The organism is Pseudoalteromonas rubra, assembly GCF_000238295.3.
Classification (GTDB): Bacteria; Pseudomonadota; Gammaproteobacteria; order Enterobacterales; family Alteromonadaceae; genus Pseudoalteromonas; species Pseudoalteromonas rubra.
Genome location: NZ_AHCD03000020.1, coordinates 99,904 through 121,061 on the forward strand (window position 1 = coordinate 99,904; position 21,158 = coordinate 121,061).

Annotated in this window: 19 protein-coding genes; 11 read left to right on the plus strand and 8 right to left on the minus strand. The window is 49.8% G+C overall.

Annotated features, from left to right (window positions below; genetic code table 11):
- Positions 1-903, plus strand: a complete 903-nt coding sequence (secF, locus tag PRUB_RS00590) for a protein translocase subunit SecF (protein ID WP_010383407.1) — start codon at positions 1-3, stop codon at positions 901-903.
- Between the two features lie 56 nt (positions 904-959).
- Here the strand turns inward: secF and PRUB_RS00595 are convergent, their stop codons facing one another.
- Positions 960-3,068 carry a winged helix-turn-helix domain-containing protein gene (locus tag PRUB_RS00595; RefSeq protein ID WP_010383406.1) on the minus strand — a complete coding sequence of 703 codons (2,109 nt, stop codon included), beginning with the start codon at positions 3,066-3,068 and terminating at the stop codon, positions 960-962.
- A 204-nt stretch (positions 3,069-3,272) separates the two neighbouring features.
- A complete protein-coding gene (locus PRUB_RS00600; protein WP_010383405.1) occupies positions 3,273-4,295 on the minus strand; it encodes a dTDP-glucose 4,6-dehydratase in 1,023 nt (340 codons plus the stop codon).
- 184 nt (positions 4,296-4,479) lie between these two features.
- Between PRUB_RS00600 and PRUB_RS00605 the strand changes: the two genes are divergently transcribed.
- The gene (locus PRUB_RS00605; protein ID WP_040644676.1) at positions 4,480-4,917 is read left to right on the plus strand and encodes a hypothetical protein; all 438 of its coding nucleotides are present in this window, start codon (positions 4,480-4,482) and stop codon (positions 4,915-4,917) included.
- Positions 4,918-4,961: 44 nt separating this feature from the next.
- Here the strand turns inward: PRUB_RS00605 and PRUB_RS00610 are convergent, their stop codons facing one another.
- Both PRUB_RS00610 and PRUB_RS00615 read right to left on the minus strand, forming a co-directional pair.
- The gene (locus PRUB_RS00610) at positions 4,962-7,760 is read right to left on the minus strand and encodes a PqqD family peptide modification chaperone (protein WP_010383404.1); all 2,799 of its coding nucleotides are present in this window, start codon (positions 7,758-7,760) and stop codon (positions 4,962-4,964) included.
- Between the two features lie 9 nt (positions 7,761-7,769).
- The gene (locus PRUB_RS00615) at positions 7,770-8,708 is read right to left on the minus strand and encodes a GlcNAc-transferase family protein (RefSeq protein WP_010383401.1); all 939 of its coding nucleotides are present in this window, start codon (positions 8,706-8,708) and stop codon (positions 7,770-7,772) included.
- Positions 8,709-9,001: 293 nt separating this feature from the next.
- Here PRUB_RS00615 and PRUB_RS00620 point away from each other — a divergent pair, with 293 nt between their 5' ends.
- From PRUB_RS00620 to PRUB_RS00635, 4 genes are all read left to right on the plus strand, one after another.
- Complete coding sequence (locus PRUB_RS00620; RefSeq protein WP_010383400.1) at positions 9,002-9,892, plus strand: TolB-like translocation protein; 891 nt, start codon at positions 9,002-9,004, stop codon at positions 9,890-9,892.
- Between the two features lie 160 nt (positions 9,893-10,052).
- Complete coding sequence (locus PRUB_RS00625; RefSeq protein WP_010383399.1) at positions 10,053-10,562, plus strand: hypothetical protein; 510 nt, start codon at positions 10,053-10,055, stop codon at positions 10,560-10,562.
- Complete coding sequence (locus PRUB_RS00630) at positions 10,555-10,779, plus strand: helix-turn-helix transcriptional regulator (RefSeq protein ID WP_010383398.1); 225 nt, start codon at positions 10,555-10,557, stop codon at positions 10,777-10,779. The genes PRUB_RS00625 and PRUB_RS00630 overlap by 8 nt, the downstream gene beginning before the upstream one ends.
- A 151-nt stretch (positions 10,780-10,930) precedes the next feature.
- Positions 10,931-11,392, plus strand: coding sequence for a hypothetical protein (locus PRUB_RS00635; RefSeq protein ID WP_010383397.1), 462 nt, complete (start codon positions 10,931-10,933; stop codon positions 11,390-11,392).
- A 44-nt stretch (positions 11,393-11,436) separates the two neighbouring features.
- Here the strand turns inward: PRUB_RS00635 and PRUB_RS00640 are convergent, their stop codons facing one another.
- On the minus strand, positions 11,437-12,006 hold the full coding sequence (locus PRUB_RS00640; RefSeq protein ID WP_010383396.1) for a DUF4879 domain-containing protein: 570 nt from the start codon (positions 12,004-12,006) through the stop codon (positions 11,437-11,439).
- Between the two features lie 274 nt (positions 12,007-12,280).
- Here PRUB_RS00640 and PRUB_RS00645 point away from each other — a divergent pair, with 274 nt between their 5' ends.
- The 3 genes from PRUB_RS00645 to PRUB_RS00655 all read left to right on the plus strand — a co-directional run bounded on the left by PRUB_RS00645 (position 12,281) and on the right by PRUB_RS00655 (position 16,490).
- On the plus strand, positions 12,281-15,151 hold the full coding sequence (locus PRUB_RS00645; RefSeq protein ID WP_010383395.1) for a WD40/YVTN/BNR-like repeat-containing protein: 2,871 nt from the start codon (positions 12,281-12,283) through the stop codon (positions 15,149-15,151).
- A gap of 215 nt (positions 15,152-15,366) precedes the next feature.
- Positions 15,367-16,227 (plus strand): TolB-like translocation protein, encoded by an 861-nt coding sequence (locus PRUB_RS00650; protein WP_010383394.1) that lies wholly within the window; start codon positions 15,367-15,369, stop codon positions 16,225-16,227.
- A gap of 110 nt (positions 16,228-16,337) precedes the next feature.
- The gene (locus tag PRUB_RS00655) at positions 16,338-16,490 is read left to right on the plus strand and encodes a hypothetical protein (protein ID WP_155946254.1); all 153 of its coding nucleotides are present in this window, start codon (positions 16,338-16,340) and stop codon (positions 16,488-16,490) included.
- A 64-nt stretch (positions 16,491-16,554) separates the two neighbouring features.
- On the opposite strand, the gene PRUB_RS00660 is transcribed toward PRUB_RS00655, so the two are convergent.
- Positions 16,555-16,872: a putative quinol monooxygenase gene (locus PRUB_RS00660; RefSeq protein WP_010383391.1), complete on the minus strand. Its 318-nt coding sequence runs from the start codon at positions 16,870-16,872 to the stop codon at positions 16,555-16,557.
- Positions 16,862-17,083, minus strand: a complete 222-nt coding sequence (locus tag PRUB_RS00665) for a DUF2798 domain-containing protein (protein ID WP_010383390.1) — start codon at positions 17,081-17,083, stop codon at positions 16,862-16,864. Before PRUB_RS00665 ends, PRUB_RS00660 begins: the two co-directional genes overlap by 11 nt.
- Before the next feature lie 86 nt (positions 17,084-17,169).
- Between PRUB_RS00665 and PRUB_RS00670 the strand changes: the two genes are divergently transcribed.
- Positions 17,170-18,024, plus strand: a complete 855-nt coding sequence (locus tag PRUB_RS00670) for a LysR family transcriptional regulator (RefSeq protein WP_010383389.1) — start codon at positions 17,170-17,172, stop codon at positions 18,022-18,024.
- 161 nt (positions 18,025-18,185) lie between these two features.
- Here PRUB_RS00670 and PRUB_RS00675 read toward each other — a convergent pair whose 3' ends face one another.
- Positions 18,186-19,214, minus strand: coding sequence for a TonB family protein (locus PRUB_RS00675; protein ID WP_010383388.1), 1,029 nt, complete (start codon positions 19,212-19,214; stop codon positions 18,186-18,188).
- A 284-nt stretch (positions 19,215-19,498) separates the two neighbouring features.
- Here PRUB_RS00675 and PRUB_RS00680 point away from each other — a divergent pair, with 284 nt between their 5' ends.
- Entirely contained in the window at positions 19,499-21,142 is a 1,644-nt protein-coding gene (locus PRUB_RS00680) for a methyl-accepting chemotaxis protein (protein WP_010383387.1), read from the plus strand.
- Positions 21,143-21,158: the final 16 nt, after the last annotated feature.

Sequence of the window (21,158 nt, forward strand, 5' to 3'; positions counted from 1 at the left end):
ATGCATAAACTCTGGCAAACACTTCGTACCTCGGGATTACTATTGAGTCTGATAGCGGTCATACTTAGCGGGGTGCTTATCAACCAGCATGGACTGGTGTTTGGACAGGACTTTACGGGTGGCTATGTCAGTGAGTTCCAGCTCGCTCAGGATATCTCCAGCAGTGAGTTACGCGACCAGCTGACGCCCTATGTTTCCGGGGAGTTTCGATTATCTGAGCAAGGGGCGCTGCACTGGCAATTATTTCAGCCACCGCACAATAACAGCCCGACACCGCTCGACTGGCACACTCAGTTGCCCGACGATCTGGGGGTGGAGATCCTCGACAGCCGCTATGTGGGTGCGCAGATAGGCGCTGAGCTCATCGAGCAGGGCGGGCTGGCATTGCTCGTGAGCCTGTTGGCAGTGGGCCTGTATCTGATCGTGCGATTTGAATGGCGACTGGCTGTATCAGCAAGTCTGGCCTTGCTGCATGACGTGCTTATCACATTGGGCTTTTTTGCAGCGACCGGAATGGAATTTGACCTGACGGTACTGGCCGCCTTGCTGGCCATCATTGGCTACTCATTGAATGATTCGATTGTGATTGGCGACAAAGTCAGAGAGCTGGTTCGCGCCCGTCCGGATAGCACTGTGAGCAACACCATTAATGCGGCGTTGGGCAGCACCCTGGGCAGAACCGCCATTACCTCGCTGACGACACTGACCACCATAGCCGCACTTTGGTGGCTCGGTGGGGCCAGTTTGCAGGGATTTGCGAGTGCTTTATTCATTGGGGTGGCAGTAGGGACCTGGTCTTCCGTTTTTGTCAGTGCAACCCTACCGCAGTGGCTGGGCCTGAGCTACAGTAATTATCAGCGCACGCTTAGCGAGCAGGAAAAGCAACAGCTTGCCGAGCCTTAACCCGTGCATTGTGTTGCTCAAGGGGCTGATCGTAGCCTGCCCCTTGAGTAATGCTGTTAATCAGCCAGTAGTAACTCCACCACTTCTTTACGCGATGTAAGTTGTTTGATGAGGAGGATTTGCGCATCGTTGACGGCGGAAATGCGGATAATATCATTTTCCACCGTAGTTATGATCTCAAAATCACCGCTGTGCAGATCGTAAGACCACAATTGGGCATCCTCGTTGATCCCATATAAGGTATTGCCAAAGGCAGTAAACAGGCGATCGCTGCCTTGCGTCAATAGCGGCTCAATCAGCTGATCTTCAACCGGGCCGGATCGCCAGAAACGATCCATGTGATCGGTATAAACCAGGCTCCCGTCGGCGGTTTTGAGTGCCCAGGTTACGTCGCGGTCTTTGAGAATACGCACATCAGCGGTGTTCAGATCCAGCTCTGCAAAGGTGAGTATGCCATTGACCCGGATCAGAGATAAGGCTGTCTGGTTGCGACTGTCCCAATGAAACAGCTGCACCACCGGGTAGTCCAGTGGCACAGTGTGTTGGCTGCCATCGAGGTTGAAACGCACCAGTGTTTTGTCGGTATTGGCTAACAGCTGTGTCCCATCGGCGGACCAGTGGGTTTCATATAAAGAGGTGTCCATAGGGAAATTGCTAAGCTGACGGGGGACTTGTCCGTCACTGAGCCAGATCTGCATTTGTCCGGAGCGCGCAGAATTAAAGGCGAGCAGCTCGCCCCCTGGCTGAAATAGGGCGTTGCTTTCTTCCCGGTTCGAGCGTTCTAAAATTTGATGTGTTTGTGCCTGTGTTGCCTGGTGTAAAGGCATGGCATAAATATCGCTGTCGTATTGTCCCTTGATCACCAGCATACGGCTGCCACTGGGATGAAACACCGGTGAGCCCATAGGTTCATCCACAGGCAGCGTCACCGGGTTAACCTGCCCCTGATAGGTTAGGGTGTATAACTGGCGGCCGGTGCTGAAGGCGAGTTGATTCTCATAGGGCGAAAAGTTGGGGTAGATAGACTTAAAGGGGGCAATGGTATTGGGGTAGTGAATGCGATGGCTGGATACCTGCTCGCCATTGGGTTTGAGCATATCTATATAATGATGTGACCCTTCGCCGAGGCGCACGACCGCCAGCAGGCCGTCTTTACGCGAGTAATCATAACTGATGATATCGCCATCGCTGACCTCATAAAGAGGGGTGCTGGTGTTATCTTTCAGTGAGTAGCGAATTAATTTCCAGCGCTCATGGTTTTTTTGCAGCAGCGCAATGTGGTCGCTGTCCAGCCATTGCGGCTCTCTGATCTGTGAGTTTTTGCATTCCAGCACGCGAGTCGGCGTTTGTGGTGTTTGCAGTGCTTTATCGAAATCCAGCATCATCAGGTGATAGCAGAGCTTTTGTGTCACGGGCTGAATACAGTTAGAGGTTTGTACAAAGGCCAGCGTTTTGCCATCGGGCGAAAACTGATGTTGTCCGTTGATATCCAGGTTGTCCGTGAGACGAAACTCCTGCTGGGTATCGATGCGTTTTGCCCAGATATTATTACGACACACTTCTGTGGAGTAACGGTGAAACACAATATATTCACCATCAGGGGAGTATATTCCGGCAACTTCGCGGTTATCTGTGGCAGTCAGTGGCCGGAATTCGCTGATCGTGAGCTGTGCGCTTGAGTTTGGTTCGAATAAGACAGAGGCTGCGAGGCCAACAATAAAAAATGCCGCTGCAAACAGGGCAAAACCAAATTGGGAGCGGGAGCGTACCTGAGCGGGCGCTGGTGTGGGGTTTGGTTCGGGTTGAGTGTTCTCTGTGTGCTGTTCAGGTGTCGTACTTTGCGATTGTGCTTGCCAGCGTACTTCGCATTCCAGGCTGTAGCCCTTCTTGGCATGGGTCTTGATGATATGCTGCTCTTTGCCATCATCACCTAATGCTTTTCTCAACTGCGCAATGCAACGCTGCAGGGTGTTCGGCGAGACCACTGTATCTTGCCACACGTGATCCAGCAGCATGTCCTGACTGAGCACTTGCCCCTGATGTTGTGCCAGCACCGTGAGTACAGACAGTGCCTTGGGCGCTAAGGTTTTTATCTCTTCTTCGACGGTGATTTGATTACGTGATAAGTCTACAAAAAACTCACCTATCCAGTATTGCTGTGTCATAACATCCCTAATGCGCCTGGCGCTTTTACTACTCACCCACCGACGTTTGGTCAATGCGGATTTTCTTATGTTTATTCTTATTGTGTGTTTGGCTCACCCATTATCCTAACTCGGTTATTTGTTCAGGTTGTGAATAAGCGCACCACAGCAGAATATAACATCGGCGTTGAATTACCAGTGTTACCCTGTCTCATTTTTCATAAGCTAACACCATCTGGGATTAAGTAAGGTCCAATGTACAACTTGTTCTAAGCGGCTGAGTAAGTCTACTTTTGGTGTCCAGCCTAATTGCTTCATTTTTTCACCGCATAAGGCGTACCTCAGATCGTGTCCGGGCCGCGAAGAGTGAAAGTCGACGAGTTCGTAACGCAGCGGTTTGTTTTGCACCTGTGCAATGATTTGGGCCAGCTCCAGGTTATTTAGCTCCTTTGCGCCAACGATATTGAATTTAGGGCAAAGGGTTTGTTCATTGTCTGTCTTCTCAGACCAGTTGCTATCAACCAGAAAGAGCAGGGCATCGGCAACATCCTGCGCATGAATATAAAAGCGAGAGCCTGGGATGGTACAGGTTTTGTCACTGTGGATCGTGACGGTTTCTCCTTGTTGTATTTTTCTGATGCTTTGCGGAATAAATTTCTCCGGGTGTTGCCGCTGACCAAAAACATTCATGGTATGGGTGATCACGACAGGTACTTTATATGTGTTGTGGTAGGCAACCGCGAGTTCCTCGCCCCCTGCTTTGGTTGCAGAGTAAGGGTTGGTACTGTTATAGCGGTCATTCTCTTTATAGCACACATCGGCGGGGGCCGGACCAAACACTTCGTCTGTACTGAAGTAAAAAAACCGCCTGAGGTTATCCTGGCTACGGGCAAAGTCCAAAATGTTACAGGTGCCCACGACGTTATCCAGCACAAAGCTCATTGGATAGGCAATGCTTCTGTCTACATGAGATCCTGCAGCCAGATGAAAGACATAATCTACCCGGCCAATTTCCTGAATAATTTGTGGGTTTAATGCCGCTTTTAAGTCGTGAAACACAATTTTTACCCGGCGTGTTACGGCCGGAGGGAGGTCGCTTAATGCATCCTGCAGGCGGTTTAGGTTACCGCTGTAGTCGAGTCTATCCAGTGTTGTAATGTGCCAGTCTGTTCGCCGCAGGATCTCCAGCACCAGGTGGTGGGCAATAAATCCGGCACCCCCAGTGATTAATACACGTGTTTCAGCCATTAACATCGCTCGGTGGATAAGTGATATGTCTAACTATAGCTGCTCATTACGGGGGCACAGATCAAACTGCAATTGGGAAGTCACAAAGTAAATAGACCATGAAAAAGATTATTCAGCTTTTTGCATTGAACTTGGCGAGTTATTGACCATACTCTATGAGTACCCAATTACCTTGGAGGTACTCATGACTTTGAACTTAACACGTGTTGCAGTGGCTGTGCTGATGGCAACATCGATGCAAGTCGCCGCCAAAGGCGAAAAAATCGATGTGTGTCACCACAGTCGCTATGATGTACACGTGATCACGGTATCGATTAAAGCGGCAAATAAGCTGATACGTCGCGGGGATTTTTTACCCTACACACTCTATCAGGATAGTGATTATGATGGTTTTGGCAATGCGGATGTCAGTATTCAAAGCTGCGTAGATTACGTAGATGGGTATGTTGATAACGATACCGATCTGGATGATACAGACCCTAATGTGACTGACCAGCCTGTGGTGACCCCCCCTCCACCACCTGCGCCTACAGCCATGCCGCCGCCACCGCCAACCACCTTTGGCATACCACCACCTCCGCCGCCCACAACCTTTGGCGGGGCACCACCTCCACCGGTATAACTTAGCAAAGCATCATTCGTTGTAATGGTGCTTTCTTATTATTGCTATTTATTAAATGGTTTTTCTCTAAACCAGGCGCTAATGATGTACTTGAATCCCGACTCAACCGGCTGGCCGCAGTGGTAGGTGTATTCGTTGGGCTTACCCAGCGGTGACAAGTTGTTCCAGCACAAGGCCATGCCGGTGCGGGGCGTGACCGTGATATCCAGCTGGGTAAAGTGTGTGTTTCCGCCGCTAAAATCATCGTTTAAATAGACAACGCATGTCCAGGTACGCTGGCCGACACTGTCGATGCATTTTTGGTAGCTGGGGGACGACTCGTGAAAGAAATCGCAGTGCACTTTGTACTCTTGCCCGGTGCCATAGCGCTGGATCTGTAAAGACTCCAGATACGCGCTATCAATACCCATCAGGGCACTGATTTTATTTTTTATTTTGATATTTTCCTGGTGACTGATCTGTTCCAGGCAGGCGGTGCAGGAGGTACGGTAACCCTGATTGCTGTCGCCCTGCTGGTCAACGACGGTCGAGGGCTGAAAGTGGCCCTCCAGGCGGGTAATCAACGACTGGCATTCCTGCTCAGATAAAGCTCCCTCAAAACGGAAAATTTGTGCGCGTACATCTGCAATGCGGATGCTTTTTGGGTTTTGCGTGATGGCGATGTTGGCAAAAGCAAAATAGAGACTCGGTTTGGTGTGTGTGCTTTCACGCAGGCTGGCATCTTCTATTTGCTCGGTCTTTATTTTCGGTTTGAATCCATACATGGCTTTTTCGGCCATTTCCATGGCGTAGCCAGATTCAATCAGATCTCTGTATACCTGCGCCTTGCTTTCACCGGCCTCAAGCTTTTGGCTAACCCATTCAATTAAGTCAACAGAGGGGTGAATGTTCACCTGAGCATATCGCTGTCCGTTGTCTGCTCTGTCTTGATTTGTTGGCAAAACGCCGGGCAAAGTCAGCTGAGTGCGTTGTTTATCAAAACGTTTAAACTGGGGGATCTGCAAAGGAGACAGCGCAGAGCTATCGGTGTGGGCTGTATCCTGACGTAGTGGCAGCGTGCTGAGCGTCAGAGCATCGGGCGTAACGGCGACGGTGTGGGTTGAGGCTAACCAGCTGAGCAGGTGCGCTATCTGAGTCTGACTCAAATAAGGGGTTCGGATCAGCCCTTCGTTTAAAAGTATTGATAACGCCTGCGCGGCAGAGCGCGGACCTGAAGGCAGTTGTTCAGTGGCCATAATACAGTGATCAACCTGATAGCGCGTTTGCTCGTCGCAGGGCAGGGGTTCACAGATATGATGCAACTGGCCATTAAAATAGGCGCTGGTAACGGGCTGAGTGTGCAATGCTTTACGCTGTTGCGCAGGAATTATGTGTGGGGCGCGAACAGCCTGAACATCGCCATTACTGGTTAACTGAAAGCGGCCGTAGCTGAGGACCTCGACTTGCTGTGCATCCGGGGTCTCAAGGCTGACAGCGTTGTGGCTGAGATCTGAACTGCAAACCGCAATCACCTGATTGCTCACCCTAAGTAGCAGGCCGTTGAGGTAAGTGGCATGCTGCGTGGTTGAAGCCTGGAGCGTTTGCAGCAATTCAATTAAACGATAGAGGGCCTGATCTGCGTAGAGTAACTCCGCATCCTGTTGAGCATTCAGATACACACTATAAAATTCCCGCTCTTCGCGCAGCTCTAGATGGTGATCCCAGTTGACTGGCCAGTCACTCCGGAGCTGGGTAAAGAGACGCTTAAAGTCATTGCGTAGCCTATCCTGCTGGATGACCACGACGACGGCTTGCTCTGCCACATCGAGCCAGAGCGGTTCGCACCAATCGCGCAGCAAGCCTTCCTGGCTAAAGTTTGCTGTGATAGCTTGGATATCGGCGTTGGCATGGGCCACATCGGTCCCATACTGACGATGTAGCGTGAGCGCGATGTCGGATACTGACTGATTCGATTGCAGCCCCTGCCAGATGGTACTTGCCAAGGGGTCGAGTAAAAACCAGGTGTCGTGGAGTGGGCTGTTAATAAACACCTGTTCGTCAATCTGAAAACCCCGGGTGACAGGGCATGAGTTTGGATTTTTATTGGGTACGTGTGGCGACGATGGTGAGCGGGTTGGAATTCTGGCACACCGACTGAGTGCAACATAATCTCTTTGCCAGCGAGGCTTAAGCTGTACGTCTCCCAATGGCAGTTTCCCCGAGATGGCCAGCTGATTAACAATATAGCCGGCATGATCGCTGATACTGGCGCAATTTCCGCCGACCTCGGATGCATGAAAAGCGCCTGATGACTGCCAGCGATAGACATAAAAAATATCTTCCCATGGCAATATTTGCGTGTGTTTATCGCTTCCCAGCGCACGAAACAGCGCTAAATCAATCGCACTGACATCATGCTCTAAATAGCCGCCAATTTGCTGCCACACAGTGCGTTCAATCGCCAGGTTGCACTGATAGAGATTTTCAGAATATTCAAGCTCATGGTTGCTGTTTTCCAGCCAGGCCTGGCGGGTATGGAAAACGCCATCACGGATCTGCGCGGCGCTTACGCTGAGTCGCCAGGGCAGATAAATGTCATCGTCCTCCCAGGGCATTAAGATGTCACCCGTGCAGTAACTGGCAGCCAGATTGAATTTTTTACCCAGGGGAACAACGCGGGTCGACAGATTGATAACGGTCACTTGCGGGTGTTCGAACAGTAAACGATGCCCGCTGAAGTCATTGAGAACAATTAGCTCTTTCTCACCGGCATAATCCTGGCGCAGAAACGATTCAATGGCCTCTTCTAACAAATGCGGGCGGCCAAAGGTGCAGCAAAAGCAGGAAATCTTAGGTAATGACATAGTGCTCCTCTAACGCGTGGCCTTAGTTTCTGAGTTTTGAGGGTAAAGTTCGCCATCCCGGTATTCGAGTGCCAGCAATGACAAGTATTGCGAGGTTGTCCGGGCCTTTCCCAGCGGGAAGTGTTCGACAGGAAAACTGTCATGGGCTGGGTCAAATGTGTGTTCAATCAGTGCACGCAGGCGGATCTGCGCGCGGGTATTGAGCGCCACCCATTTAGCGTCGTCATTCCAGTGTACATGCTGCTCGAATACGGGTTTTTCTTTACCGTACTGGTGTAATACAAGGTGCTGAGACGGGATAAAGCAATCATATCCTAAGGTCCAGAGCTTCAGAGAATGGGTAAACTCTTCCTGGTTAAAGTACATGATGGGGTCGATAGGTAAGTCGTGATTGAGTTGACCCTGTGCAAAGTAGAAACCACAGGCACATAAGTGACTGGCAATGGGCGCTGTGTGCAGGGTTGTGTCAGCATCAAAAAATGGCTCGAAACGGACACTGCCGTCCATGACTGGCCCTACTTTTAATCGCGCAATGGGCGTATCTGCGAGGGATGTTTGTGCCCGAAAAGGGGCTGGGTAGGTGGTTAGTACGGGTTTGTCACTCGGGCAGCGTGTCAACTCCTCTATCATGCGCTTGTCCCAGTTGACGACGAATCGAGTATGGCTGTCGACGGAGAGCACATAATCTTCGTCACGATATAAATTTTGTGCTACGTGGCGCGCCCAGCAAACGCCTTGCGCCTGTTCAACAGGCACCGCAACCAGTCTGACATCGGCATCTAGCTCAGAGGGAAACAACAGGTATTCATCCAGCCCCGGGATATACTGCCAACATACACCGAAAACAAGCCGCTGTGGGTCGCTCGCATTGTCTACTGCGCTCCTTATGGTGGCTAGTAATTCAGGATCCCGATAGGCCGCAATTTGAACGAAAATAGACGCATTCATAACGGAGTTACCCTATCTACTGTATATAAAGCGTAGATTAAAAAACCACTGACATCACGGTGCGTGTTTGCTTTCAGTTGTTTACCCCCCACCCAATTTTTTTGCTATCAGCATCTGCATATCTCAACTCATACCTGTAGAAGCATCACACTGAAATTTAATAAGGTATTGATAAGTAATATTTTAATTACGTGAAGGACAAAATCAGAGAGAAGTCATCGTCAGGTCCGGTGTTTGGCTCAGCCATGGGTAATGTAAGGGGGATATTTATCCATTTACCAGGAGAACACAGAATGAAGCCTCAACGACTTACGTTAATTTTGTCTGCTGTGAGCTTGTTGTTATGCAGTAACAGCGATGCACAACATGTCTTTTCTGACTTGAGCGGCCCTTACCTGGGCCAGGAGCCACCTGGGTTAACCCCAAAAGTGTTTGCTCCGGGACTCGTGTCTACACCCGACTGGGGCGATGCGGTGCATTTCGCGCCTGATAAAGACGTGCTCTATGTGACTCGCTGGCGGATGAACAATGGGCAGCGTGAAACGGCATCTGTGACCTTTACCCGGGAGGCTGGTGGTTGGCAGAAGGTCATCAATACGCAAACGGGAAGAGCGCCTTATTATGCGCCGGATGGACAAAGGGTGTTTTACGGCAAGCAATATAAAACGCGTACCCCGGACGGGTGGTCTGAGATGAAAAAGCTGGGTCCGGCCTTTGATGATATTCCGATGATGGGCCTGAAAATGTCGCTAAAGGGCACAATTGTGTTTGACGAGTTTACCCGGGATGGTAAAGGGGTACTGAGGTACTCTAAATGGGAAAATGGTGAGTGGCAGAAACCAAAGGCCCTCAGTAAAGCAATCAATACCGGTAAATGGAATGCGCACCCCTTTATCGCTCCAGATGAATCTTATGTGATGTGGGATGGTCATCGGGAAGCTGGATTTGGCAGTGCTGATCTGTATATCAGTTTTCGCCAGCCTGATGGGTCGTGGGGCGCGGCGATTAACCTCGGGGAGCAGGTCAACACGGCCGCCGAGGAAGGTGGGCCACAGGTAACTCCTGATGGTAAGTACCTGCTTTTCAATAGAATGGTTAAGGCTGTCGGGAAACAGGGTAAAGCGCAGTCCGACTTATTCTGGGTTGATGCAAGCATCATCGAAACGCTCAGGTCCACTCAATAAGTTAATGAGGGTTGCAACGGCCGGACGTGTGCAGTCAATACGCTTTCGGCACTTGATGTAGTTATGTATTTTTAACTATGAGTAAAAGATATTTGACATTGGGTGGTATTTTGACCAGTATAAGTCAAAGATTTTTTACTTTGGGTTAAGGGTGATATTCATGACAAGCAATGAAAAACTGAAAGTGCTGAAAGCATTACTCGACTCTCTGAGTTTTCGGGACCTGACGCTGACGTTAGATCTGCTGGTGACCGGTGCTGTGGTGTATTTCTATGCCACCAGCCTGATGGCGGCCAGCGCTGAGCAACTAGCCAGCGGTACCTGGATATCTCAGTTGTTGATTAAGGTGGTGGGGATCTCTATTGTCTTGTCAATTATCAGTCAGTTGTTACTGGAGCTGGTTAGCGACGGGGATGTCGAAAAACCCCTGGATGAGCGCGAAAAACACGTGTCGTTGGTAGGCAATAAGTATGCGCTTTGGATCCTCCAGGCTGGGGTGTGTTTTGCGATTGGCCAATATGCATTTGAACAAAACGGCCTGGGCGCTGCGCAGCGAACGGAGCTGCCGTTTCTGACTTTGCATATCATGGTCGGCGCTTTTTTACTGGCGGAATTGGTGAACTATGCCACTCAACTGATCCAAAATCGGATGGGAACCTTCTATGGCTGAGTGTACAATCACTAACCAGATCAGAATGTTGCGATTTATGGCCGGTGAGATGACCCAGAAAGAACTCGCTGAGCGTGTTGGGGTAACCCGCCAAACCATCATGGCGATTGAGGCAGCTAAATACTCACCATCACTGGAAGTGGCATTTAAAATTGCCGAGGTTTTCGATCAGCCACTGGAGTCTGTCTTTCAGTATAAACACCGCGCCGAGCCGTGAAAAAGGTTTGTATCAGGAGGGACGCTGATCAGTAGAAGGTATGATATTTCTGGCACCCTAATTGCATTAACAGAATGTAAATAGCGGGCCTGCTTAGTTTGCCGTAGAGAGATGACCCGCCTTAATCTCCCCCAAAGGAAGGATATCATCTATGAATGCAATCAATGCAAGCGCTGGTGCCAGTGCAGCCAGTCAGGTCTACGCAACACGTAATACTTATAATGCCGAGGAATCATCTGACAATCAGCATAAAGCCGGGGCAACAAGCGATACGGTCACACTCAGTGACAAAGCCCGGCAAGCGGAAAATAAGTGGCAAGAACTTGCAGCCAAGTATGACGTGCATAACATGTCGGCAGGTGAAATGCGCAGCTTGTCCAGAGAATTATTTGATGGTGGATTTATCGGGACGGGTGAAATGATGGCCATAGGCGCGCCCACTTCGATGAATGAAGATCCGTTCAAGAAACATGATTTGCTGAATGATATGAAACATACCTATCAGCTGTCATCAGCTATGGGTGGCCATAGCAAAGAATCGAGCGAGTTGTATCTGAAGTCCATTGAGATAATTCAAAGGCTGGGTCAGACTAGAAATGGCTCAGTAGCCTAATCAAATGGGTGCATAACTGCACTATGCACCCGTGCTACTCTGTATTAGTTGATATACAAAGAGTCGCTCCAGTAACCAAACGGAGAGGCAACCGAGTTGGCAGAGGCTTTCACCTGACCTGCAGACTGGCCGGTGAAGTCCCAACCGTATAACCAGCCTGTGACTGTTTCACCAGCCTGGCAACGGTGCAGGTCTGAGCCACATCGTGCTTCTCTGAGCGCCGCAGACTTTGACACACCATTCATGGTTGCGTTGTTTGGATTGCCGTAGCCGACCTGCCAGGCATATACATATAAGTAGCTGCCACCGTGATTGGTGCCCGTAGAAAAATCTCCGGCAAGAATCGTTTGATCGCCACCAAACTGCGAGCGAACCAGGCCAAATTCAAAGTAGGAGATACCGGTGGCAGGTGCCATGGGTTGAACATCAAAGCGCGGATATTGCTGGGGTGCTGCTCTGTACTCAGGTGCCTGTTTAGCAATATCAGCAACCTGGTGCGCGACGCCGTAGTAATTCTCTGCATTTTTCATAATGCCATTTTCAATATCACCTGCCAGTGCTGAGCCTGACATGACGGCAACTAACCCTAATACTGTATTTCGTAGATTGTTCATTAAATTATCCTTTTACAAAGTGTGTTTCACTGCGAGGCAGAACACCCCGCAGAGTTGTATTGTTTACTTTTTGTGAATCTTTTAAAACTTTTATTTTACATTTTTTGTGCGGGATTGTTTTGGATCAACAAAGCTGTGGTGTCTGAACCTGAGCGCAGAGGCGGTAACGCGTTGCTTGATTGGTATACAGAAATGTTAAGTATCTGATAAGGTGACAAGAGGCCTGTCTGTCAGGTAGTCATAACAGGATAACAACACATAAAAAGGAGTGGATATGAGTGATAAAACAAAAGTAGGTTTGTTCGGTGGTATTGCCTTGTCGGCGATTGCTGTTGCCGTACTTTATGCCAGTAACAAGCCATCTATCAACGATATAACCCCAAAAATCAAAGTACACGAGAAAAATATTCGTGAACCGGATAAGTCGATGCAGGGCCTTATTCGAGTGAATCCGGCACATCAGTTAGATATTCAGGCTAAATATGATGAAGCATTCAGACAGGTTCAGGCATATCGTGCGCGTGAGTCATCAGAGTATCAGTGGGAGAGCCTGGGTCCTGAACGTGTGGGTGGGCGTACGCGTACTTTGGTATTTCATCCGCAAAACCCCGACATTTTGTTTACGGCAGGTATTTCCGGGGGAATATGGAAGTCTGTGAACGCAGGTGAAAGCTGGCAGCCTGTTGCCAGTGAGTTGCCCAGTATGGCGATTGGTACCCTGGTCTTTGATCCCGATGACAGTGAACGCTTGTTTGCAGGCAGTGGTGAAGGTGTCTATGTGGGGCGTGGTTTTACTAACAGCATCGGATTTGCCGGTGATGGCATTATGACATCTGAAGATGGTGGTGAGACCTGGTATCAGCTCGAGAGCACCAATAACAATGTCAATTTTCAATATGTGAACAAGCTACGCTTTGGTGCGCAAGGTCGTTTGTATGCAGTCACAAATACGGGGATCTGGTTGTCTGATGACAAAGGAAAGCGCTGGCAGCTGGCACTCGATCAAAGTGATGTACTGGGCGGATGTCTGGAGTTGGCTGTGAGTCCTTTGAGTGATGAGCAGGATCGGGTCCTGGCCAGCTGTGGCAACTTTGGTGAGGGGGGGGCAGTCTATCTGAGCCAGGATTCCGGTCAAAGCTGGCAGCCTGTGATTGCCGAGCCTAATCAGGGCCGCACAACGCTGGCTTTTGCTCCATCAGATCCCACCATTGTGTATGCGCTGGCAGCTTTTAATGCCCAAGGGGATATACCGCATGCGTTGCAGGGTCTCTACAAATCAGTGGATGGTGGTGAAAACTGGGCACTGGTGACCGGGCCACAACACCCGGACATATTTGGACGCTATGTGCTCTCAAACCCCAACGGATTGTATTGCCCCGACCCGGAACAAAGTTTCATTTATGGTCAGGGGTGGTTTGATAACACACTCACCATTGATCCTACTGATGCCAGCGTGATCTGGGTGGGGGCTGTTGAAGTGATGCGCTCAGAAGACAGTGGTCAAAACTGGCAACAGATGTCCTTCTATTACCGGGATGCTGACGCACCGCATGTCGATCACCATGGCTTATATTTCCATCCAGAGTATGACGGCGTGAATGAAACGCGCTTATATAATGTCAATGATGGTGGTATCGCATTGACCAGCAATCCTTTTGCTATGGGTGTGAGTGCCTGCAGTGAGGAGCCTGCAGAGATTGCCTGGCGTTCTTTGAATTCAGGCTACAATGTGACCCAGTTTTATCATGGAGATGTCTCTCACGACGGCAGCCAGTTAGCCGGTGGCGCTCAGGACAACGGTAGCTGGCTATATTCACCAGATGCGGGTTGGCAAGATGTAGGACCAGGTGATGGTGGTTATGCCTTTTTTATCGATGAGGCGAGAATGTTGGTATCAAGTCAAAATGGCAGCTTGTTCCTACGGGAAAATGGTGAAAACCGTTTCCTGGAAAAGGCCGAATACGAAAGTGGTCTTTTTATCGCGCCTTATGCCGTGGATCCAAATTACCCCGACCGTATCTGGCTGGGTGGGCAAAGTTTATGGCGGCTGGATGAGTTGTCAGACGGCATGTTCGAGCGTGCTTCAGAGCGCTTTACCGAGGAATATCGTCGCGGGATCACGGCGTTAGTGGTGAAACCAGGCGACAGTAATACCGTGGTTTATGCACAGACGGATGGCGCGCTGAAACGTCTTAACAATGCGCTGAGCTCCGACAGCACAACCACACCACAAGATATCAGTTTTTCTGATAACGCCTACGTGCGCGAATTACACTACAGTATCCACGATAGCTCGGACATGTATGCGGTTGTGTCAACGTTTGGCGAAAAGCACATCTGGAAAAGTGAGGACGAAGGTACCAGCTGGCGTGCACTCGATGATGAAGGCGAGGGCGCGTTTCCAGATTTACCGGCGCATACCCTGGTAGAGCTAAGAGAAGATCCTGACACCTTATTTGTGGGCACTGATTATGGTGTATATCACACAGATGATGGAGGAGACAGCTGGCAGCCTTTCATTCATGGTCTGCCCAATGTGGCGGTATACCGTATGGTGTTAAGACGGATTGAGCACGTTAACTACCTATATGCCTTTACCTATGGCCGTGGCGTGTATCGTATCGCACTGGATATCGCTAATCAGGCACCGCAGTGGCGTCAACAGCCTGATGCACTCAGTGTTAAGCCTGGTGAAGCCATATCCATGGAACTGATTGAGCTTGTGGTTGACCGCAATGGCGATAACTACTTCTTCAGTGCGCCCGAGCTACCTGAGGGCTTTGAGCTGACGGACTGGGGTAAACTGACCGGGCAGTTCGCGAGTGCGGGAGAATACCCGGTACATATAGAGGTTAGTGATGGCCAACTGAGCCAGCAACTGACATTGCTATTTGAAGTGGAAACATCGAGTGATGATTCAGGTGGTGACTCAGGTGGTGACTCAGGCGGTGACTCAGGCGGTGATTCAGGCGGTGACTCAGGTAGTGACTCAGGCGATGATTCAGCAGATAACCCGGATACGTCGAGACCGGACGGAAGCAGCGGCATGTTAGCGTATCTGTTTGGATTGCTCAGTGTCGTATGCTGGCAGCGCAGAAGAAGCATGCGGCGTGCTGCGAATACGAAATCACCATCGCTTCAGTAGACATCGCTGAACTCGGTATAGATGGGCTAAGCCACCTGATAGCTGGGTGGCTGGCCTATGATATAAGTGTATTTTCAAATAACTATATAATTCTATTGCTTTTTAAATTTTCAGCGAAACATCAGTAAAACTTCAAGTAACCCCCGGGGCTATCGCTAAGCTAGGTCTGTGTTTGCAACAGATCATGAGATTACCTTAGCCAAAGGAGTTTTATTATGAAGTTAACCAGATTACTGGTGATGCTGTTTTCAGCGTCACTGACGAGTACCATCAGCCTGGCTGAGCAGGTATCTGATGTGCTGACAGGCCCCTACTTGGGTCAAGAAAAGCCAGGCACGACGCCACAAGTCTTCGCCCCGGGTGCCGTCTCCACACAGCATCGTGACTACAATGCGTTCTTTTCACCCGACATGACGGAGTTTTATTTTACCCGCAGGGATAACCATACGGGGAGGTGGACGTTAATATCCTACATCCAACGCGACAATCAGTGGCACGAGCTGGTGGTGGGTCCACGGGTGGGGCGTCCGTTTTTAGCGCCTGACGGGAAAACCATGCACCTGGGAAAATACTATATGACGCGCACAGCCTGTGGCTGGGGGTCGTTGCAGGTATTGGGCCCAATGTTCGACAAGGACGACTGGGGGATTATGCGTCTGACATCATCCAGCAATGGCACGTATATACTGGATGATTACAAGAGTGGTGATGTGATCCGCGTCTCTGAGGTTGTCAACGGAAAGCGCCAGCCGCCGAAGGCTTTGGGTCCCGAGGTGAATACGGGTAAATATAATGCACATCCGTTTATAGCGCCTGATGACTCGTACATTATTTGGGATGGCCAGAGAGACTCCGGATATGGAGAGAGTGATTTGTATGTCAGTTTCCGTCAAAAAGACGGTAGCTGGGGTGAGGCTATCAACCTGGGGGATAAAGTGAATACGTCCGGCCGGGAAGCATCAGCCAGCGTGACCCCGGACGGTAAATATCTCTTTTTCAATCGTGATGCGGGCGATGAAGAAGGGGATGTCTACTGGGTTGATGCTCAGGTCATTGAGGTGCTCAGGCCTCAATAAGATCCCGGCGGAGTAGGATATGTTTGTTCTTTTTTTGTACCATTTTGCTCAGGCCTGTGTTAAATCTGGATGGCCCTCTGAGGCACTAACATTAAGATTAAGGACAGAATATGAAACTGAAATTAAATAAAAAAGCAGTGAAAACCTTACAGAGCAAAGGGTTAAATACAGAGCAGACACAAGCGATCGCGGGCGCTGGCAATCAGGCCAGTGTTGATATTTGCTGGACACACCCGGCCTATGCCGCTTGTCGAATGCACTAAGTTGTAGATGCGATGAATTAACTAAAATGCCCGCGATTTGCGGGCATTTTAACGTGCGTTATACCTAGGCTTCTGTCAAAAAGTGCAGTTCCGGAGGACACGTTAACGCATCCTGATATAGTCGATATACCGCCTGGGTGTACGGCTGGCGGTGATGCAAATCAAATGCGCTTTGCCGGGCAAATCGTTCTATCAGGATCAGCTGAGTGTGCGTTGTGTTTTCATACAATTCAAAGCGCTGGCACCCGGGCTCCTGTCGAGTTATTTCCATGATCTCTTCTATCGCAGACTTACAGTTTTGGTAGTAGGCGGCTTTTGGATTAATATAAGCAACCAAATTGATTGCCTCGTTGTTCGGGGTGTGTTCAGTGTCATTTGACATGGTTTCGCTCCAGAATAAAGTGAGTGAGGGAGTGGATTGGCCCGCTGAGCAGATAAGCCGTGACTAAAGCAATGGGCCAGGCATGAACAAACGCCCTGAACCAGTGCTGCAAAAATCCGGGCGCTACACCCAGATTGACATAGGTGACCCAGCCCGACATCAGTGTCGACAGGCAAAATGAAAATAAAGTCGTGAATATCAGTTTTCGCATCGCGTTCCTCCGTTTCATACCCATCATAGCGGGCGCGAGCAGAAGCGGAATGTCAGAATAAGCAAGCTAAGATTAAGGAAAACCACATGCTCGATGATCTGCTGCTCTTTGTTGAAGTGGCTCGCCGGGGCAGCTTTGCGAAAGCAGCTGATGCGTTAAGTCTCAGCGCACCAACCATTTCTAAACGGATTGCCGCGTTGGAAGCTCGGCTTGGTTATAGTCTGTTGAATCGCTCAGCACGCGGTGTGTTAGCCACATCTCATGGCCAGGCCGTCTATGAAAAAATGGCCCCGTCGTTGCTGGCCCTGCAAGCTGACTGCACCGCGTTGTTAAGCCCGCAAGTCAGTGCATTTCACTTATTGTGTCCGCAGAATTTGATCAATGGCCCTTTATATCCTGTGGTTGAGTCTTTTCAGCGCACCCATCCGGACCTTGTGTTGCACATTGAACCGGACAATACTAATGTGTTGCTGAGCCAGAAGCGTTTCGATGTGATTATTCGGGTAGGCACATTGCAGGACTCCAACTGCTATCACACGCGTATCGGCGAGATTGCACTAAAGTGTGTGGTGCCTGAGCAGGCTAAAGAAACGAGCACCTTGTTCATGCCATTTAAAAAGGAACAAATTCCGGATTCTCCACTGTGGCGCGATCTATTGTCCCGCTTTGACCAGTTCTCTTACGTGGGAGACATCACGTTAGCCAGGCAAATGGTTGCATCCGGCCTCGGAGCGGCCGTCTTGCCGATGACAGAAGTCGCTGAACTGGACAAACCGTTTTGCTATGTGGGCGAGTGGCAACATATGCGCCCGGTCTATGCATTGTGGGCCAACGTACAGCAACCGGCCCCTCTTACGCAGGCGTTTATTACTTTGTTGCGTCAGGCGAGTCAGTGCTCAGCTGTGCTTCGGGGTAATCTGGTTGATGTGGTGAGCAAATAAGTTTTTATCGGTTTGATAAAAGAGAAAACGCGCACTTAAAGTGCGCGTTTATCAGTGCCGTCGCGAAGGGGGTAGTTTGGTACACCGTACCGCGAACCCTTCATCTTATAAAACGAGCGGTCTGGATATCCGGATCACTCATTTTTCATTTTTTGTCAAATTTACAGATAAAGTCCAAAGCGGGCATCACCCTCTTCGCGATAGGTGATTTGAGTATCTGTTTCACCTTGCACTGCCAGATAGCAGCTCCCGAAAGCTTCAGGAACTTGATAGTTTTTCACCGGCAGCTCGTTAAAGCGCTGATAGCCATTTTGACAGTACAAAGCGACAGTGCTCAGGCTACCTTCTGCACTGAATGAAATGGTGCTGCGGTTAAGCGTATGGCGCCAGGTGCGTAATTCAGCCAGTTTGGCAGTGACCGTAATGACTGGGTTGGCGTCAATTTGTTCCTGCAGCTGCGCACTAAACTCATTGATAGTTTGCTTAGACAGCTGTTTATTTTTGATCCCTCGCATGTTGAGCAGGGTGGCAAACGCATTACCGTATTGCTTCTGATAGACTTCCAGGTTCATCAGGCTTTGCATCGACATCAATGCCAAATCTGGCGTAAGAAAGTGATGTAGGTGTACAGCTTCTCTCAGGTGATATTCGTACTGGTGCCAGTCTTGTACGTTGTAGAAATAGGCGCTCAATAACCAGGCGCTATAGGCACGTTCTGTGAGGTTTTTAGTGTGATCCTCAACCAGGCTATCGAGTGCGGGTTTGGCTTTGGTCATTTGGTTACTGACCACTAATGCCTTTGCCTCGTCAAAATACTTGCTAAACACAGTGGAGACATTGTCGTTGGTGTATTGCTCAAACACCTTATTGAATCTGATCGGTAACTGACTGGCAGAAGAGATTGTCTCTCCACCCAGCCGGGCAGGTTGATAAGTGCGTATTGTCAAAGCTGATTTAGCTCTGTGAACAGACTTGGTAGAAGAGGCTTCGACCAGTGTATGTATGGGTTTGCCGTTCGGGTCTACCATGTAGTCGACAAAAGCCCAGTGTTCGCGTCGACTGCCCTCTATCGCTTCTGAAGGGCGTATTGAACTACCGTCTTCAATTAATTTGGCCGACACAAATCGCGCATCAGCGAATACGGGTGAGGAGAGTAGGCCTGCAAACAGGCAAAGTAGTGCTTTATTCATTGTGAGTATTCCAATTTCTGGCTCCGACAACCATATCAGAGCATTGCGCCTAAATAAGTCGATTAAGCGCGAAGCGAAAATTATACACGTGTCATCCGTGCGTGATAAGGGCAACTCGTGGGTGAGTCCCTGATATGGTTTCAAATGAATATGACTGTTGTATGTCTGTGGCTAAAGCAACCTGCTGTTTTTTCCATCATAGTAATTCGTTTTATCCGCTTTACAGCTTCATTTCCTGCGACTAACTTTGAACTTTCAGTATGTTGCTATCATGGAGGCACAATATGGTGCAGTGGTTAATGGGATTGTCGGTCAAGAGCCGATTAGTGGTCGGGTTTGGTATTGCGCTGGCATTATTGGTCGTGATGACCATTATTGGCAGTAATCGCGTAGCATTTATCGATCAGACGCTCACAGAGATCACGGACGTCAATTCGGTGAAGCAACGTTATGCAATTAACTTCCGAGGCAGTGTGCACGACAGGGCGATTGCTATTCGGGATGTTGCGATTGCCAGAAGTGCTTCCGAAATAGCTGAATATGAAAGGGAAATCGAACAGCTTGCCCGTTTCTATCAGGATTCAGACGCAAAAATGACGCAAATGATCAATTCAGGCGGGCACTTTAGTGCTCAGGAACGTGAGATCCTGACTCGAATAAAGCGCATAGAAGCTCGGACATTGCCGCTTATCCGCACCATACTGAGCAATAAAAAAGCAGGCCAGAGCGTCGATGCTCTGGTACTGGATGAAGCGCGCCCGGCCTTTATCAGCTGGCTCAATGTGATCAACGAGTTTATTGATTACCAGGAGCAGCAAAATCAAACGTTGACTCCCGCAGCGCGTGAAGCCGCGGGTGGATTTTCCCAGCTTATGTTGTGGTTTACCTTTATTGCCGTGGCCATCAGTGTGCTGGTGGGTTGGGCGATAGAGCGCAGTTTCCAGCGCTCACTTGGCGGTGAGCCTCAAGATGCGGCGGCTGCGGTGACGCGGATCGCAGGGGGCGATCTGACTATGCAGATTGACACCGACTATCCCGATAGCATGCTGGATTCTGTCTGTCGAATGTCTGGTGAATTAACGCGGATTGTCACCAGCATTAAAGAGGTGTCTGAGCAGCTTTCTGTGCAGGCCAGCGCCGTGACAGGCGCATCGGGTGAGATTTATGATGCCGCGCAGCATCAGGCAGAAGCCACCAGCAATACGGCACAGATGCTCGACTCGTTGCGGGAAAATATGATGCGGGTAAGTGACATTGCCAAGCAAACGGAAGAAAATTCAACACAAACGGTGGCTTTTGCTGATCAGGGACGCCAGGCCATTCGTAATACATCTGATGCAATGGATACTATAGCCCAGACGGTTGATGGCACAGTATCGCAGATCCAAAAGCTGGCAGAGCAGACCAAACAGATAGGTGGCATCGCCAATGTGATCAGTGGTATCTCTGAGCAGACCAACTTGCTGGCACTGAACGCTGCCATAGAAGCGGCACGAGCCGGTGAATCAGGACGCGGGTTTGCGGTGGTGGCAGATGAAGTCAGGCAGCTGGCACGCAGAACCTTTGAAGCGACGGATCAGATAGAGACCATGATCCGGGAAGTGCAAAGCGAGACCGCTGCCACGGTTGCTGCGATGGAAAAGACGCAGCCTCAGGTAGAGCATGGCCGTACACTGACGTTTGAAGCCACAGAGTTACTAGAACAAATAGATAATCAGGCACAAAATTCACTGTCTCAGGTGGGCGAAGTGGCCAGTGTTGCACAGCAACAAGCATCGGCCATTAATGACGTGGCATCGAATATGGAAGAGATCACTCTGGCAGCTCAGGATGCGATGAGCGCTTTGAATGACAATAAACAGGCCACTGGAAAACTGTCGGAAATGTCTGGTGTATTGAGTAAAAACATCGGCTTCTTTCGGATCTGAGTGTACTTACCAGATT

What these genes read in the sequence shown, in the direction of transcription:
- secF (WP_010383407.1), top strand. Translation starts at nt 1, where the DNA reads ATGCATAAACTCTGGCAAACACTTCGTACCTCGGGATTACTATTGAGT.
- PRUB_RS00595 (WP_010383406.1), bottom strand. Translation starts at nt 3,068, where the DNA reads ATGACACAGCAATACTGGATAGGTGAGTTTTTTGTAGACTTATCACGT.
- PRUB_RS00600 (WP_010383405.1), bottom strand. Translation starts at nt 4,295, where the DNA reads ATGGCTGAAACACGTGTATTAATCACTGGGGGTGCCGGATTTATTGCC.
- PRUB_RS00605 (WP_040644676.1), top strand. Translation starts at nt 4,480, where the DNA reads ATGACTTTGAACTTAACACGTGTTGCAGTGGCTGTGCTGATGGCAACA.
- PRUB_RS00610 (WP_010383404.1), bottom strand. Translation starts at nt 7,760, where the DNA reads ATGTCATTACCTAAGATTTCCTGCTTTTGCTGCACCTTTGGCCGCCCG.
- PRUB_RS00615 (WP_010383401.1), bottom strand. Translation starts at nt 8,708, where the DNA reads ATGAATGCGTCTATTTTCGTTCAAATTGCGGCCTATCGGGATCCTGAA.
- PRUB_RS00620 (WP_010383400.1), top strand. Translation starts at nt 9,002, where the DNA reads ATGAAGCCTCAACGACTTACGTTAATTTTGTCTGCTGTGAGCTTGTTG.
- PRUB_RS00625 (WP_010383399.1), top strand. Translation starts at nt 10,053, where the DNA reads ATGACAAGCAATGAAAAACTGAAAGTGCTGAAAGCATTACTCGACTCT.
- PRUB_RS00630 (WP_010383398.1), top strand. Translation starts at nt 10,555, where the DNA reads ATGGCTGAGTGTACAATCACTAACCAGATCAGAATGTTGCGATTTATG.
- PRUB_RS00635 (WP_010383397.1), top strand. Translation starts at nt 10,931, where the DNA reads ATGAATGCAATCAATGCAAGCGCTGGTGCCAGTGCAGCCAGTCAGGTC.
- PRUB_RS00640 (WP_010383396.1), bottom strand. Translation starts at nt 12,006, where the DNA reads ATGAACAATCTACGAAATACAGTATTAGGGTTAGTTGCCGTCATGTCA.
- PRUB_RS00645 (WP_010383395.1), top strand. Translation starts at nt 12,281, where the DNA reads ATGAGTGATAAAACAAAAGTAGGTTTGTTCGGTGGTATTGCCTTGTCG.
- PRUB_RS00650 (WP_010383394.1), top strand. Translation starts at nt 15,367, where the DNA reads ATGAAGTTAACCAGATTACTGGTGATGCTGTTTTCAGCGTCACTGACG.
- PRUB_RS00655 (WP_155946254.1), top strand. Translation starts at nt 16,338, where the DNA reads ATGAAACTGAAATTAAATAAAAAAGCAGTGAAAACCTTACAGAGCAAA.
- PRUB_RS00660 (WP_010383391.1), bottom strand. Translation starts at nt 16,872, where the DNA reads ATGTCAAATGACACTGAACACACCCCGAACAACGAGGCAATCAATTTG.
- PRUB_RS00665 (WP_010383390.1), bottom strand. Translation starts at nt 17,083, where the DNA reads ATGCGAAAACTGATATTCACGACTTTATTTTCATTTTGCCTGTCGACA.
- PRUB_RS00670 (WP_010383389.1), top strand. Translation starts at nt 17,170, where the DNA reads ATGCTCGATGATCTGCTGCTCTTTGTTGAAGTGGCTCGCCGGGGCAGC.
- PRUB_RS00675 (WP_010383388.1), bottom strand. Translation starts at nt 19,214, where the DNA reads ATGAATAAAGCACTACTTTGCCTGTTTGCAGGCCTACTCTCCTCACCC.
- PRUB_RS00680 (WP_010383387.1), top strand. Translation starts at nt 19,499, where the DNA reads ATGGTGCAGTGGTTAATGGGATTGTCGGTCAAGAGCCGATTAGTGGTC.